Source organism: Halobacillus ihumii, from assembly GCF_902726645.1.
GTDB classification, from domain to species: domain Bacteria; phylum Bacillota; class Bacilli; order Bacillales; family Halobacillaceae; genus Halobacillus_A; species Halobacillus_A ihumii.
Genome location: NZ_CACVAO010000001.1, coordinates 551,046 through 565,083, shown reverse-complemented (window position 1 = coordinate 565,083; position 14,038 = coordinate 551,046). Strand labels below are relative to the sequence as shown.

15 protein-coding genes are annotated in these 14,038 nt (G+C 39.9%); 13 read left to right on the top strand and 2 right to left on the bottom strand.

Translation table 11 applies throughout. The features are described 5' to 3' along the window. Positions 1-16 precede the first annotated feature (16 nt). Entirely contained in the window at positions 17-2,296 is a 2,280-nt protein-coding gene (locus G6R08_RS02965; protein WP_163526610.1) for an alanine-zipper protein, read from the top strand. A 108-nt stretch (positions 2,297-2,404) separates the two neighbouring features. On the opposite strand, the gene G6R08_RS02960 is transcribed toward G6R08_RS02965, so the two are convergent. Beyond that, positions 2,405-3,052: a sugar transferase gene (locus G6R08_RS02960; RefSeq protein WP_163526609.1), complete on the bottom strand. Its 648-nt coding sequence runs from the start codon at positions 3,050-3,052 to the stop codon at positions 2,405-2,407. 103 nt (positions 3,053-3,155) lie between these two features. On the opposite strand from G6R08_RS02960, the gene G6R08_RS02955 reads away from it, so the two are divergent. The 7 genes from G6R08_RS02955 to G6R08_RS02925 all read left to right on the top strand — a co-directional run bounded on the left by G6R08_RS02955 (position 3,156) and on the right by G6R08_RS02925 (position 9,110). Then, complete coding sequence (locus tag G6R08_RS02955) at positions 3,156-6,044, top strand: phage tail spike protein (RefSeq protein ID WP_163526608.1); 2,889 nt, start codon at positions 3,156-3,158, stop codon at positions 6,042-6,044. Then, entirely contained in the window at positions 6,044-6,238 is a 195-nt protein-coding gene (locus G6R08_RS02950; protein WP_163526607.1) for a hypothetical protein, read from the top strand. Before G6R08_RS02955 ends, G6R08_RS02950 begins: the two co-directional genes overlap by 1 nt. Positions 6,239-6,368: 130 nt before the next feature. Then, a complete protein-coding gene (locus G6R08_RS02945) occupies positions 6,369-6,833 on the top strand; it encodes a hypothetical protein (protein WP_163526606.1) in 465 nt (154 codons plus the stop codon). A gap of 86 nt (positions 6,834-6,919) precedes the next feature. Then, positions 6,920-7,234 (top strand): hypothetical protein, encoded by a 315-nt coding sequence (locus tag G6R08_RS02940; protein WP_163526605.1) that lies wholly within the window; start codon positions 6,920-6,922, stop codon positions 7,232-7,234. Between the two features lie 12 nt (positions 7,235-7,246). Next, positions 7,247-7,513 carry a holin gene (locus tag G6R08_RS02935; protein ID WP_163526604.1) on the top strand — a complete coding sequence of 89 codons (267 nt, stop codon included), beginning with the start codon at positions 7,247-7,249 and terminating at the stop codon, positions 7,511-7,513. A gap of 2 nt (positions 7,514-7,515) precedes the next feature. Continuing rightward, positions 7,516-8,469 (top strand): peptidoglycan-binding protein, encoded by a 954-nt coding sequence (locus tag G6R08_RS22210; RefSeq protein WP_163526603.1) that lies wholly within the window; start codon positions 7,516-7,518, stop codon positions 8,467-8,469. A 299-nt stretch (positions 8,470-8,768) separates the two neighbouring features. Continuing rightward, positions 8,769-9,110, top strand: a complete 342-nt coding sequence (locus G6R08_RS02925) for a YolD-like family protein (RefSeq protein ID WP_163526602.1) — start codon at positions 8,769-8,771, stop codon at positions 9,108-9,110. Between the two features lie 23 nt (positions 9,111-9,133). Here the strand turns inward: G6R08_RS02925 and G6R08_RS22415 are convergent, their stop codons facing one another. Beyond that, positions 9,134-9,325, bottom strand: a complete 192-nt coding sequence (locus tag G6R08_RS22415) for a helix-turn-helix transcriptional regulator (RefSeq protein WP_163526601.1) — start codon at positions 9,323-9,325, stop codon at positions 9,134-9,136. 226 nt (positions 9,326-9,551) lie between these two features. On the opposite strand from G6R08_RS22415, the gene G6R08_RS02915 reads away from it, so the two are divergent. From G6R08_RS02915 to ezrA, 5 genes are all read left to right on the top strand, one after another. Then, the gene (locus tag G6R08_RS02915) at positions 9,552-10,835 is read left to right on the top strand and encodes an FtsK/SpoIIIE domain-containing protein (RefSeq protein ID WP_163526600.1); all 1,284 of its coding nucleotides are present in this window, start codon (positions 9,552-9,554) and stop codon (positions 10,833-10,835) included. Beyond that, complete coding sequence (locus G6R08_RS02910; protein WP_163526599.1) at positions 10,771-11,358, top strand: replication-relaxation family protein; 588 nt, start codon at positions 10,771-10,773, stop codon at positions 11,356-11,358. Before G6R08_RS02915 ends, G6R08_RS02910 begins: the two co-directional genes overlap by 65 nt. Positions 11,359-11,371: 13 nt before the next feature. After that, positions 11,372-11,785: a hypothetical protein gene (locus tag G6R08_RS02905; RefSeq protein WP_163526598.1), complete on the top strand. Its 414-nt coding sequence runs from the start codon at positions 11,372-11,374 to the stop codon at positions 11,783-11,785. A gap of 38 nt (positions 11,786-11,823) precedes the next feature. Then, positions 11,824-12,003: a hypothetical protein gene (locus G6R08_RS02900; protein ID WP_163526597.1), complete on the top strand. Its 180-nt coding sequence runs from the start codon at positions 11,824-11,826 to the stop codon at positions 12,001-12,003. Positions 12,004-12,246: 243 nt separating this feature from the next. Beyond that, positions 12,247-13,938, top strand: a complete 1,692-nt coding sequence (gene ezrA, locus G6R08_RS02895) for a septation ring formation regulator EzrA (RefSeq protein ID WP_163526596.1) — start codon at positions 12,247-12,249, stop codon at positions 13,936-13,938. Positions 13,939-14,038: the final 100 nt, after the last annotated feature.

The window sequence follows — 14,038 nt, the reverse complement described above, 5'->3', positions numbered from 1 at the left end:
TAAGAGAGGTGAGATTATGGCTTTAAATTTAATACCTACTGGTCAGAGGTTTTCAATTGCCGACGGCGTTGACTATATAAACAATGCAATTTCAGCTGCGGATAAAGCTGAGAATAACTCTAATCAAGCTATGAGCATAGCTAAGAACGCTAGTCGAACAGCTGACAAATCTAAGCAACAATCGCAAATCACTTCCGATCAATTGGACAATGTGATTATCGAAAGTGGAACCAGTGATGCAGAAGTATTGCAAGCTCGGGTTAATAATCGTGGTACAGCTTTTAATGTATTAAACGACCGGCTTGATGACTTAGACATCGAATTTAAAGAACGTGGAGTAAATGTCAAATGGTTCGGTGCGAGTGGTTCTGTCTTAGAAACGACAGGGAGTATTAAAGCAGGGTCAAATCAATTGACCGTGGCTAATCGACAAGACTTTAACGTTGGACAAGGTATTCTTATAAAAGGGGCAGGAATGGGCGGCATTGTGGAGGTTGCAGAATTACAAGTCACAACAGGAGCTACAGTAGACGGTAATGTTCTTATTACTCTTGATGGAATCGCGACGAGTATTGCTGTGTTAGCAGGTGATACTGCAATTCAAATAGCGGATAAAGTCAGAGCGGCAACATTCGTGGGATGGACGACAGGCGGATCAGCAGGAACGGACACGGTTACGTTTACTAGTGAAGATGCAGGAGAAAAGCAGGACGCAACTTATAATCAGAACGGGACAGGTGCGTTAGGTACGATGAGTACGATGACCGAGGGGACTAACGGTGACGAACTTATTACGGAAGTAACAGCGATAGATGGAGTTACGTTTACTTTAGCAGATGTAGCAAGTACAGATGTTAAAAGTACTATTACAAAACATGACGATACGATTGCTATTCAATCTTCATTCGAATCAGTGGCTTCTTTCGGAGGCGGTACCGTATACATTCCTGGTAGGGGTTATAATATTAGCTCTACTCTAAAGTATTACCCTGATAAGATTTCCCTTGTCTCTGATGAAGATGCTGAATTTATTTTTACTCAGACAGCAGGGTATGGGATGGAGATAACGGCCTATGAAAGGTTAGACGTTAAGGATTACCTATCGCAAGCCTTCAAAAGAAGTGTTGAAGGTATTACATTCAGAGCAACGAACCGGGATATTTTCTTGATTAGAAGTATAGGTGATTCTCCTGGACAAGTATATGCAGCGGGGTGGAAATTCATAGACTGTTCCTTCTTAGATGCTAACATAATTGAATTGAATAGTTGCACTTGGGCAACATTGTTTGATAAATGTTATTTCAAACCGTTACAAACTAATTATGGCATTTATATGCCTGATGGAGGAACCAATTACGGCGAGAAGATAAGCGTATCGGGAAGTGTTTTCGATTTCTATGGAACTGCTATTTATAACAACAATGGTGAGGGAGATATTAGGGTTGTAAATTCAAGCATCGATTACGGAATTACAGCAATAAAGGTAAACTCAGGTTTAGTTTCCCTAGATAATGTTTTTGTAGAGCAGAACACGGATTCACATTGGTTTGAAGTTGATGGTTATGGTGCCCATTTAGATATTGGTAAAATACAGATCGTGGATACTTTTGAGGGTGATCGAACAAAAGAGTATTTTAGAGTAGAGGAATCTACTAATGAACTAATTGGAGCCGGATTAACAGCAGATAGCTTAAAATTAACTTTAGCCGATGTTACTTCTGCAGGTTCTATAACACCTTTCTTAGTGAAGGGGACAGGGCGAACCTTAATCAATAGAGTAGACAGTTACAAAGACGCTAGAAAACCGGTCATTTCCAGGTTCTTAAATGAACTTGCTTTCGGAGATTGTAATACGGAAGCATCAATAAATGAATGGGATTCTCACAGGTTTTCTGCTACTAAGCCTTCCTTGGATTCAACAGAATCTAAAGAAGGCTCAGCATCTATGAAGTTTACAGTTCCTACTGAAGGTTATTCCTCAGGTGCACAAATTCAATTTAATTGCGAAGCTGGTGAAATGATACGTTTTAAATACCATATAAAAACTAAAAACTTAGAATCTAACGGCAAGGATTTCAAGATAGAAAGACGTTTCTTGAATAGAAAAGGGGATGCTATCTCAACTGGGGGGGTTGAAACAATTAGTTCTGATTATTATTCATGGACAGAAAGATTTGTAGTACCTACGATCGAAGCTCCGCCCGGAACTACAACTGTAGAAATTAGTTTTTGGGGCGGTGCTTGGTCAACCGACGTAGCAGTATGGTTAGACGATCTAGTTATTAATATAATCTAGATAAATCGTAAAAAGTAAAAGATGGACAGCCATAGAAGTAGTGAAAAAGATAAACCTAAGAGAAATCCTTTTCCGAAGCAGGGTGGTGCGTTCAACAAATTTCTCAGCTTAACATGCACCATTTTTCGTTAGCACCACCTTGACTGTTTTGAAAATAATGCTTATATCGAATGTAAATGATTTTTTCTCAATATAAAAAAGTTCGAGTTCTTTTCTTTCAGGATAGCCAACATTACTTCTTCCACTCACTTGCCAGTATCCAGTAATTCCTGGTTTGGCAGACAAGAATAAATCCTTTTGATCACCGTATTCTTTTAGTTCTGAATTAATAACAGGCCTAGGACCAACTAAACTCATATCTCCTTTTAGGACATTAATTAGTTGGGGGATCTCATCAATACTCGATTTTCTAAGAAACGAACCAACTTTTGTTATACGAGGGTCCTTATTTTGATCAAGTTTGTAACCATTTTCCACAAATTCTTGATATAGCAATGTGTTATCCTTTAAAACATTTTCAGCATTATTGACCATTGTGCAAAATTTTACTATTCTGAATTTTTTTCTGTTTTGTCCTATTCTTTCTTGTTTGAATATCACATTATGGCGAGGCATGAGATATAGGACAACAGTAACAACGAGTATAACAGGTGATAAAAGGACAAGGAGTAAAACTGCTGAAAAAATGTCAAGACACCGTTTCGAAATTATGTATGTATTAAGTCGTAGACTGAAAAAACTTTTAATAGTTTCCATAAAACACCATCCTTTTAGAGATAGATTACTAGAACATTATAATTAAGTAAATAGTTTTACAAGGATATTTTAATAAATATCGACTAAGTTCGGAGGTGAATATATGTCAACATACGGTCTACAAATGATCAACGCCCCTCTCATATGGGAGGAGTCCAATCAGGGAGAGGGTGTAGTCGTCGCTGTTATTGATACAGGAATAGACACCAATCACCCTGATTTACAAGGTAAAATCATAGGCGGTCAAGACTTCACAGGTGAGGGCTCATATGAAGACACACATGGACACGGTACGCACGTAGCTGGTACAGTAGCAGGTGAAACGGTTGGGGTTGCTCCTAAAGCCTCAATCCTTGCCTATAGGGTGTTCAACTCGCTAGGTAATACAGATTGGCAATGGATCACAAATGCTATTAATGCAGCAGTTGATTGGATAGGGCCAAATGGTGAAAAAGTTCAAGTTATCAATATATCTATAGGGAGTTATTACACCTATGATGAACGGCACGATGCCATAAAAAGAGCTGTAGATAACGGCATAGTTGTAATATGTTCTGCTGGCAACTATGGGGATGGTGACGCAACAACAGATGAGACAGGCTATCCAGCTGTTTTGCCCGAAACTATATCAGTCGGCGCGGTAGATAAAGATAAAAACATCTACACTGACCAAAGTTCTAATGATGAGGTGGATATTGTTGGACCAGGCGTTGATGTGTACTCCACTACAATGGGCGGCGGTTACGGTTACATGACAGGTACCTCAATGGCTGCCCCTCATGTTGCAGGGGCGGCCGCCTTGTTATGGTCTATGCTTCATGAACCGAATTATGATGATGTTCGTTACGGCCTTTTACATCACGCGGAGAGTCTTGGATATAGCGATAACCTGCAAGGTAATGGGTTACTTAACTTACAAGCCTATGAGGGTTATGCCCCTCCACCTGATGAAAGAGCAATTGGTGGTCCGACACACGGCATCTCAATACTTGATAAAAACTTTGATCAAGTAGCGATTCTCGAAAACGCATATGATGGAGAAATTACAAGACGCGCCAACGAGCTTTGGTCAGCGTCTTTTTCTATGCCGGCAGTCGATCCGAAGAACGAGCATTGTGACCATTTTAATTACGTGAAAATTCACGGTGAATCCGGTCGCTATTACGGACTATACCGTATTATGCAAATGGAAAGGCAAGAAGACGATGATAGTGAAGAGATTCGTTACAAGTGTGAGCATGTACTTGCTACGTTGTTAAGTGATGTGATTTATGGCTATACGCAATTTACAAACATGCCGACAGAGTATGTGTTTAAAAACATACTTGAAAGGCAAACCATCAAACACTGGAAGTTAGGAAAAGTGGATATTAAACGTTACTTCCATTACAAATTCGAGGACGAGAACGGATTGCTTGCCCCGATCTTTTCCATTCCACAACCATTTGATGAACCGTATATATTTACGTTTGATACCACTAGATACCCCTTCACCCTTAATTTAGAGAAGACATCTAATGATGTGGTTTGGGATATACGTTGGGGGAAAAACCTAATCGCATTTAATGAGACTTCAGAGCCCAGTGAAATTGTGAATGTTCTATATCCTAAAGGTGCTGGGGAAGGTGTAAATGCTTTGGATATTCGTGATATCAATAATGGTATTCCTTATTTAAAGGATCAGGTATCGATCGATGAGTGGGGAGAACATTCTTACATCTGGCATGATAAACGATTCGAGGATAAAGATTCATTAAAAGAAAATGCTCAAAGTCTTCTGGATCAATGGAAAATTCCTAAGATTTCTTTTACGTTGGATGCAGCTGATCTTTCCATAAGGGAAGAATATGCTCATGAACGAAAGCCTTTTTATACAGTTGGGGATATCACCACTAAGAAAGGTAATGTGTACAAAGCTCGGATTATAGAAGATACGATTCCGCTAGATGCAGAGTACGATGTCACATACAAGATTGAGAACAAACTGGATGACATTGCTACAACCCAAGCCGATTTAGAACGAAAGCAACAGGTGAATGAAGCGTACTCGCAGGGTTCGACTAACATTGACTCTCATGATTACCAGGACAACTGTGATCCAAACAATCCTGCAACAATCCGATTCTTCTTACCCAATGATCTAGTGAATATCAATACGCTTGATCTATCTTTCGAAACAGAGGCATTCAGAGCATACGCGCAAGCTACTGAAGGTGGAGGAGCAATAATCAAGTCTACTGCAAGCGGCGGAAGTACAACTCGGACAACGACAAGCGGCGGAAGCGTATCTAAATCCACTGAGTCAGGCGGCGGATCAGTTCAGACGAGTTCAAGCGGTGGAGGAGTAAGTAAATCAACTGAAAGTGGCGGAGGATCTGTTCAATCTTCCGATAACGGTGGGAGTCACAGACACACAATAGCTTCCATTGGAAGTGGAACAAATTACCCTCCCCCGGATAATTATAATTTGTTTGACGTTTATGTTGAAGGAGTCGGCTTTACAAGCTTGTATTTACCTTCATCAACTCCCGGGGCCTTCAGCACGTATTCTGCTGACGGAGATCATAGTCATAGCGTTTCAATACCTAACCATTCACACTCATTTAATACACCTAATCACAGTCATGATGTAAATATTCCAAGCCACTCACACGACTTCACGGTTCCATCCCACTCTCATGAGGTGAGCATACCAGAGCACACGCATCAGCTTGAGTTGCCGGATCACACTCATGATGTGAAACACGGAATTTATAAGTTACAGGATAGGCCGTCCGAAGTGGAGATAAGAGTAGACGGGAACTTAATGCCTACGACTGGTGCAAGTGGAAACATGATTGATTTGATTCCTTATCTGTCAAAAGACAGTGGTGGGAAAGTACAGCGTGGGACCTGGCATGAAATTACTTTAACACCTGATACTCTTGCTAGGATAAACGCAAACATAGTATCAAGACTTTTTATTCAGAGCCACTTAGGAGGAAGTTATTAATGGTGCAATTAACCATAGAAACACATAGCGGTCATATCTTCGATGTGGAGGTTGAAGACTTTGATGCAACAGTTCTCAATACAAAATTGAACGATGAAACCATTAATTCTGTTGAAATCGGCGGGTTGACGCGATCTAGGATAGATATTAAGGGTGTGACACCCGCCGATATTTATAATCAAGAACACAAATAATGGAAAGGGGGTTATCATATTGGAAAGATTTGTGTATGATAATATTACAGGCTAGCCCGACGGGGCGAAAGGAAGGCACCCACCTTCCTGCCTGCAATATTAAATGGGGTAACTGTGGGAGGTTACAATAATGAAGTCATTACTAACGGTTGTTGTCGTGTGCTTTTTGGTTATTGTCGGATGTGCTGAAGGAGAAGTCAAACAGGCGGAAGAAGTTTCAGGAGAACCAGAATTCAACTTGGAAGGTTTCAAGATGATTCCAGAGTATTCTTTTTCGCACAATGGCAATGGATTTACAGTAACTATGAAACTGGTCAACAATACTGGCAAAGATATTAAAGTATTTGAAGGTGATCCAGTCACTGGTGGATTACAAGGGTTTACGTTAAGCGAAGACAATTCAAACATTTTAAACGGTGAAGTTTTAGAATCTGGAGAAACAAAGATCAACGAACGATTAATGTATTATTATAATGGTCTTGATTCGCAGCTAGTTAAATGGATTAAGCCAACATTTACGATAAAAGTTGAAGACAAAACTTATAAAGTAAAAGGCAAAAAAATGTATAACGTGTTGCCAGCAATGGCTCAGTAAAAGAATCCTTCGGGGTTCTTTTTTTTATTGCTCTAAACCATCCACTTGGTACATGGGTGGTCAGTATTTTATTGAGGGGGTTGAAAATGTCAAAGGAAATGAAGGAGATGGAAGACATGCCTGTATGGCAAGATCACGAAAGGCGTATTACAACATTAGAGAACACTTTCAGTACCTTCTCAACTAAAGTTGATAACGTGGAAAAGACCATTAAGGAGCAAGGAAATATTCAAAAACAGCAGAACGACGAACAGAAAAAACTATTGAACACTCTAATCGATCATCACTTATCGACTAATAAAATGAAAGTCTCGAACTTCTGGAAAGTAATCTTAAACATCACTGGAGCTGGCGGTATTATAACCGCCATTTTTTATGCTCTGGTCCAATTATTAGCATAGGAGGAGATTCATATGGAAGCAGTATTGATTTTTGCAACAGTCATCGCACCACTTTTAGCAGGAGCAGTTGAATTAGTAAAAAGGACAGTGAATGTACCTAAGAACTGGGTGCCAGCTTTAAGCTTTGTATTAGGGATCGGCATTGGCGCATTAGCTTACCCGTTTACTGATTTAAACCTTATCTTACGTCTTTGGGCTGGAGCATTTGCGGGACTATCAGCTACTGGGTTGTTTGAAATTCTAAATCAACGAAGTGGATCCACGAAAGGAGTTAATTAATTATGACTGTATCATTACAAACATTAATTAGTCGTTCTGTCCGAAATATGGGTAATGTTCACCCTGTCGTCAAAGAAGCAGCGATTGAAACAATTGAACGTGCTTACAGTGAGGGAATTACAGCGCAAATCAGTGACGGTTTGCGTACTTATTCGGAACAGGCAAGGTTGTATTCGAAAGGGCGAACAGCACCAGGTAATATTGTGACCTATGCTGAACCAGGAGAGTCTTATCATAACTTTGGTTTGGCTGTTGACTTCTTCTTAACGTCCAATGATGGACAACGTGCTATATGGGTAGTCAATAGCGACTGGCGCCGCGTTGCAGCTATTGGCAAGTCACTAGGGTTTGAATGGGGCGGTGACTGGTCAGGATTTGTAGATAACCCGCATTTGCAAATGACCGGGGGATTAAGCCTCTCTCAGTTACGAGCTGGACAACGACCGGATCTAGGGGGCGTTACTTATACAGCTCCTAGTGATGACGGGCTACTCGAAAAGGGTGATAGTGGTGCAGCTGTGGAGGACTTGCAAGAAACTCTCATCGATCTTGGTTACGATCTGTCCGAGTATGGAGCAGACAGTCACTTTGGCGATGAGACGAAGGATGCTGTTAAGGAATTTCAGGCAGATAGAGGTATTACTGTAGACGGCAAGGTCGGACCTGTTACCACTCAGGAACTAAAAGAGGCCCAAAAACCAACATTGCCACATGAAACATATTGGTATGATGAAAAAGAGCCAATGTTTCACGGTAGCGGTGTCTTAGCGGTACAAGAAGCAACATCGAGCGTTTATTTCTACCCGGAGAAAGGCGCACCAAATAACGGATGTGATAGTTGGTATGGACCGGATACTGCCGATGCAGTCGGACGTTTTCAGTCTTACTATGGCTTGAAGGTTGATGAGGTGTATGGTCCTAAAACACGAGCTAAACTAATCGAAGTCATGAAGTAAAGCAAAAGCCCTGCCAAACTATGGCGGGGCTTTTTTTAATTATCCTCCGCCTGGATTACCTGGATCCTTCATTCCTATCACCCTCCTTATTTTTCTGCATTTTAACATACTCATAAAATAATTATTGCTTTATTTTGGAAAAAGATTATAATTAATTTACCATCATCACATAGAACTGGTGATGTCTTTCATGCTTGGGCTCTCACCTATCGAAGGGGTGGGAGCTTTTTATTTATGAGTATACATCTAGAGTCATTCTGCTATAATAGGAACAAACGTTCTTGTTAGGAGTGGAAGAAATGGGTGATAACGTTAATGATCGAGGTACGGCAAAATGGACTGCATTGATGATGCCTGAACATGTTGAAATGATTAAAGATCTCTGGAAAGAGGATGAAAGGGAAAAGAAGAGAATCCCGGATGAGCAACAGATAGAAGAAAACAGCTTTGCACTTCAACTTGCTTTAAGTGATGATTTGTCAATTGAATTGAAACATCATAATGGATTTAATTATAGTTGCACACCTGTAAAAGTGGTCGGCTTAAACCCAAGTACAAAGAAGATCTCCTGCATCGATCAAGAAAACAAAGAAGATATCATCATTAAGTTCGATGATATCCTAGAGATAACCTTTCTATAAGTGCCCTGCCATTACAGCGGGGCTTATTTTTTTTGCCATAAATCCTCCACTCTACACTCCAATAATTCAGCTAGCGTCAATGCATTCTCTAATGAAGGTGTTGCTTTGTTTGCGCACCACCTGGACATAACGGCAGTGCTCACCCCCATTTTCTCAGCCATCCACTTTTTTTTATATCCCTTTTTATCAATCCGTTCATTTAAACTACACTTCACAATACCACCTCACTTTATACTTCTAAATAAAATTCCAATCTCGTTTAATTTTTTCGAACTAATAAGTAATAAAACAGGCTTCCAATGGAATATGCTTTACTAAATACCAACCTAGAAAAGTTGTTGGAACATTCCTAACTGCTTTATATCAATGTTCGTTAAGTGTCTGGAATATTCCTTTCAAGTGGGACTATTTACTTTGTAAATATCTTTAGGAGGTGGCGCGGTGTTAGTTGAGATCGGATCCACAATTATTATGGCGGGAGTGGCCGGTTATTCTTATTTGAAAACAAAAGGACCAGCAACAAATGATGGAGAAAAAATTCAACGTATCTTTGCAAATTCAGGATGGACCATTAAAGAAGATGGAAAAGTGAAAACGGTGAGGATCCAGAGGAAAAGAAAAATCGAAGGAGGAACAGAATATGTCCTGCAGCTGCCATTAGGGATGTCTTCAAAAGAAATCATTGATAAAAAGAATGTCTTAGAGGATGGATTAAATAGGCGCTCTAAATATCTAGAGTTTGAACCGTCTGATCTTTTAAAAATTAAGTGGGATAAAACTGCTTTAAAACAAATAAGAAAGATCGTCACAGATAAGAAGATTGCAAGGAAAGAGATCGGCATCGATTTTGATGGAATGTTGCGTATCAGCGTCTATAACCAACCACTAGCAAAACAAATTGATTGGAAAGAAGATCTTATAAAAAAAGGTTGGAAGGTGCCTGTTGGCCATAACCGAAACGGAATGATTTATCATGATTTCGATAAGCTATATTCTCTTATTGTTGCAGGTACCCCTGGGTATGGTAAATCACAGTATTTAAACATGATGATTATAACCTTAATTGTTATGCAACCTCATAATGTGAGCTTCTCATTGATTGATCTCAAAGAAGGCGCTGAATTTTCGAAGTTTAAAGATTTGAAGCAAGTGAAGCGATTTGCTACCACTCCAGAAGAGGCAAAAACCGTATTGGAGTCCGTTCAGGATGAAATGAAAAATGTATATCGGGACTTCATAGGTAAGGGGTACAGCAATGTCAAAGATGCAGGGATAAAAAAACGGCACTTTATTATTATTGATGAAGGAGCTGATATTGCCGGGGATCAGAGTTGCATTGACTTGCTAACCGAAATTGGGAGAAAAGGTCGTGCTGCAGGTTTCTATCCGGTTTATGCAACCCAATATCCAACAAGCCGATCTGTACCGATTGATTTAAAAAGGAATATTCCTACACGGTTATCCTTCGTTCTAGATAGCGGAACAGCTTCGAGTAATGTTTTAGATCAAGCTGGTGCTGAAGACTTACCAATGATACCTGGTAGGGCCATATATAAAAACGTTCGATGTCAGACAGTGCAAACCCCTTTTATGAGTAATAAAGAGATCCAGGAGCGTGTAAAACCTCATATTGTGATTAAATCCCGAAAGGATGATGAGTATGAACAACCTTGCAATCAAACAGAATCGGGTAGAAAACGTCCTCTTGAGTTTGAAAAGGTTTGACTATTTAACGCGATCTCAACTACAGGTACTCCACGATCTAAAAGGGGTAAGAAACACTAATCGTTTTTTACAGTCAATGAGTAAGTATTTATCAAGTTATAGACACGGTTTGGAAAAGGTTTATTACTTGAACAAAACAGGTCGGGACCAGGTGGGATGTGAAGTCGTAAGAAAGAAGACACCACAGGTCCAGCATTTCCTATTGCGTAACCAGTTATGGATTCATTTAAAACGACCTAGTTCGTGGGAAAATGAAGTGAAAATAAAAGCTACAGAAAATATGTACATTATTTGCGATGCAAAGTATGAGCGCAAAGGAGTTCTTAAATTCGTTGAGGTTGATGTATCTCAAAAAATGATCGTTAATAAAAGAAAGATTGATAAATACAAGAAGATACAAGAAATGTCAGGTGTTCGATTTGAATTGTTATGGATTACGGAATTAGAAGGTAGGAAATCACGTTTGGAGGAATTGATGAAGGATATGCCTGGTCAGGTCTACACATTAAACGAAATTAAATAAGGGGGATGATCAGATGGCTAAAACAGAAGCTATTGCATTCGGAGATTTTATGTCAGGTGATTATAAAAGGAAGCGGAAAACATTAAAGGATGTAAGCAAATATGCTGTTACGGTTCCAGCTGCATTACTACCTATAGGATTATCAAAGGTATCTGCTGCACCAAGTGGGGAAGTTGTAACAGCTAATGCCGTTAGCGATGCGATTAAAGAAAGAATAGCAAGCGCATTTGATCCAGTAGTTGAATTATTGGTTGCTATTTCCTTACCAATAGCCAGTGTGATGGTCACTGGTGGAGCTCTTATGGTGATGATCGGGATGAATGATCGAGGATATGGTTTATTGATGAAGGCTGGTATAGGGTATGTACTTGTTCAAATGTCTCCACTGTTTATTGATCTATTGGCTGGAGTCGGTTCAGCTGTATGATGCAACGTGAAAAAAGTACATTTAAGGAGGAATTAGTTATGTATTGTGATTTGTGCGAAAAAGAGCTAAAGAAAGAATGTTATGTAGGGGATGAAGGAGTATTCTGCAATCAGAATTGTTCTCTAACTTGGTATGCAGAGAATATTGAGTCGGGATACTATACGACTGTTTCAGATTACAAAAAATATATAAAGGAACTGGAGGAACGTTTGTTATAAATATAAAAAGCAGCTGTCCAATTCAAAGGCAGCTGCTTTATTTTGGTCACAAACGGGCACATGTTTCACATTTTTGGTTTGTTTTTATCTGTTATATCGGTTACTTAGGTTAAAGAAAACGCCTAAAGCGCGGTGAAATAACTTCTGTCAATTTTTGTACGTCCATGGTATCATAAGAAATATCTAAATTTTAATAATATGATCGTATGATCTATGAACGTGCATTTTGTAAGGAGGCTGTTTATGAGGTACTTCATTGGGGGCATTTTAGTACTGATCGCACTGATCATCATTGGGTTGATCTGGCGAAAAAAAGTGTATGATGAAGTCGACCGTTTAGAGGGATGGAAGATGGATATCATGAATCGGAATGTGACAGAGGAACTATCCCGTGTAAAATCGCTGAATCTCTCGGGACAAACTCAGGAGCGGTTTGAGACGTGGCGTAACCGCTGGGATCAAATTCTTACTAGAGAGCTTCCTGATTTAGAGGAGCATTTGTTTGATGCGGAAGAGGCAGCTGACCGTTACCGATTTAAACGGGTTAGAAAAGCCTTAAGTCACACTGAGAATGAATTGCAATCGGTGGAGCGCGATATTGAAGAAATGTTTAATGAATTGGAAATGCTGCTCGATTCGGAGAAGAGCAGCCGGCTCGAACTTGAATCTCTCGCTCCTGACATGAAGGAACTAAAGAAGAAGCTGATACATAACCGTTACCAATACGGTAAAGCAGTGGAAGTTTTTGAATCGAGAATTGAAGAACTTGAGACTGAATTAAAACAGTACGAAGAGGAAATCGAGCATGGAAACTATTTAGAAGCAAATGACCTTGTGCATTCGATTCATGAGAAGCTTAGCCTTTTATCTGAAGAAGCGGCTGTGTTCCCCGACCGATTGAAGAAGAGCCAAACGGAACTGCCGGAACAGTTGACTGAGCTCTTGTCCGGGGTTAAGGATATGGAAGAAGATGGGTATCGTGTTGCTCATCTGAATTTAGAACCAGAAGTACAAAATTATCAAGAACAATTAAAAAAAGCAGTGGAACGTTTAGAAAAAGGAGATCAAGAAGACGTACAAGCTCTTATCGATGAGATTGAAGTTCGAATTCAGGAAATTTATCAGACATTGGAACAAGAGGCACTTGCTCATTCATTTGTAGGGCAGCACCATCCTTCTTTCCAGGTCTCTCTTGAGAAATTAGAAGCCATACTCGAAGAGACAAAACAGGAACTAGCCGGGTTACAAATAACTTATCAAATGGAAATGGATGACGTTGAGTCACACAGAACTATCGAACAATCTATGACCTTATTAAAGAAGAAGTATTTGAACTTCGAGAAAAAACTTGATGATGGGAAAACATCTTTTACAGAGTTGCGCCAAGAACTTGAGGAAGCTCAGGAACAACTTGAAGAATTGAAAGAGAAACATAGTACTTTCAATGAGCAGATTCAAACGCTGCGAAAAGATGAAATGGAGGCTAAGAACCGACTGGCTGAAATGGAGCAGCTGATTCTCGACACCCATCGCAGACTGAAGAGAAGTAATCTGCCAGGCATTCCTGTTTATTTTTTTGAAGGAATGCAAAGAGCCAGCGAGGATATAGATGAGGTGTTTCGAAGTTTGGAAACTCAGCCGCTTGATATGGTAGAAGTAAATCAAAAACTTGAAAAAGCTATTGAGGAGACAGAAGCAATCAATAAAGAGTCAGAGGTTGTTATTACACAAGCTCAACTTGTGGAACGTTTAATTCAGTATGGAAACCGGTATCGAAGTCAATATCCGCTGCTGGCAGCGGAATTACTTGAAGCGGAAAATGAGTTCAGAGCTTATCGTTATGAGGAAGCGCTGGATAGGGCTAGCTCGGCGATAAATAAAGTGGACCCGCAGGCACTCAGCCGGATCAAAGAAGGAGATCAAGTACCTGTTTAAATTAAAATAGGAATGTGAGCGGAGCTAGCATCCTCGAATGGATGCTAGCTTTTAACTTTGAGTATAAATATTTAATTTGCCTGCATGGTATGGTACGATA

Excerpts from the sequence above, each read along its gene's own strand:
- G6R08_RS02925 (WP_163526602.1), top strand. The coding sequence starts at position 8,769 with ATGGGTGATAACGTTAATGATCGAGGTACGGCAAAATGGACTGCATTG.
- ezrA (WP_163526596.1), top strand. The coding sequence starts at position 12,247 with ATGAGGTACTTCATTGGGGGCATTTTAGTACTGATCGCACTGATCATC.
- G6R08_RS02900 (WP_163526597.1), top strand. The coding sequence starts at position 11,824 with ATGTATTGTGATTTGTGCGAAAAAGAGCTAAAGAAAGAATGTTATGTA.
- G6R08_RS02905 (WP_163526598.1), top strand. The coding sequence starts at position 11,372 with ATGGCTAAAACAGAAGCTATTGCATTCGGAGATTTTATGTCAGGTGAT.
- G6R08_RS02910 (WP_163526599.1), top strand. The coding sequence starts at position 10,771 with ATGAACAACCTTGCAATCAAACAGAATCGGGTAGAAAACGTCCTCTTG.
- G6R08_RS02965 (WP_163526610.1), top strand. The coding sequence starts at position 17 with ATGGCTTTAAATTTAATACCTACTGGTCAGAGGTTTTCAATTGCCGAC.
- G6R08_RS02940 (WP_163526605.1), top strand. The coding sequence starts at position 6,920 with ATGTCAAAGGAAATGAAGGAGATGGAAGACATGCCTGTATGGCAAGAT.
- G6R08_RS02955 (WP_163526608.1), top strand. The coding sequence starts at position 3,156 with ATGTCAACATACGGTCTACAAATGATCAACGCCCCTCTCATATGGGAG.
- G6R08_RS02945 (WP_163526606.1), top strand. The coding sequence starts at position 6,369 with ATGAAGTCATTACTAACGGTTGTTGTCGTGTGCTTTTTGGTTATTGTC.
- G6R08_RS02960 (WP_163526609.1), bottom strand. The coding sequence starts at position 3,052 with ATGGAAACTATTAAAAGTTTTTTCAGTCTACGACTTAATACATACATA.
- G6R08_RS22210 (WP_163526603.1), top strand. The coding sequence starts at position 7,516 with ATGACTGTATCATTACAAACATTAATTAGTCGTTCTGTCCGAAATATG.
- G6R08_RS02935 (WP_163526604.1), top strand. The coding sequence starts at position 7,247 with ATGGAAGCAGTATTGATTTTTGCAACAGTCATCGCACCACTTTTAGCA.
- G6R08_RS02950 (WP_163526607.1), top strand. The coding sequence starts at position 6,044 with ATGGTGCAATTAACCATAGAAACACATAGCGGTCATATCTTCGATGTG.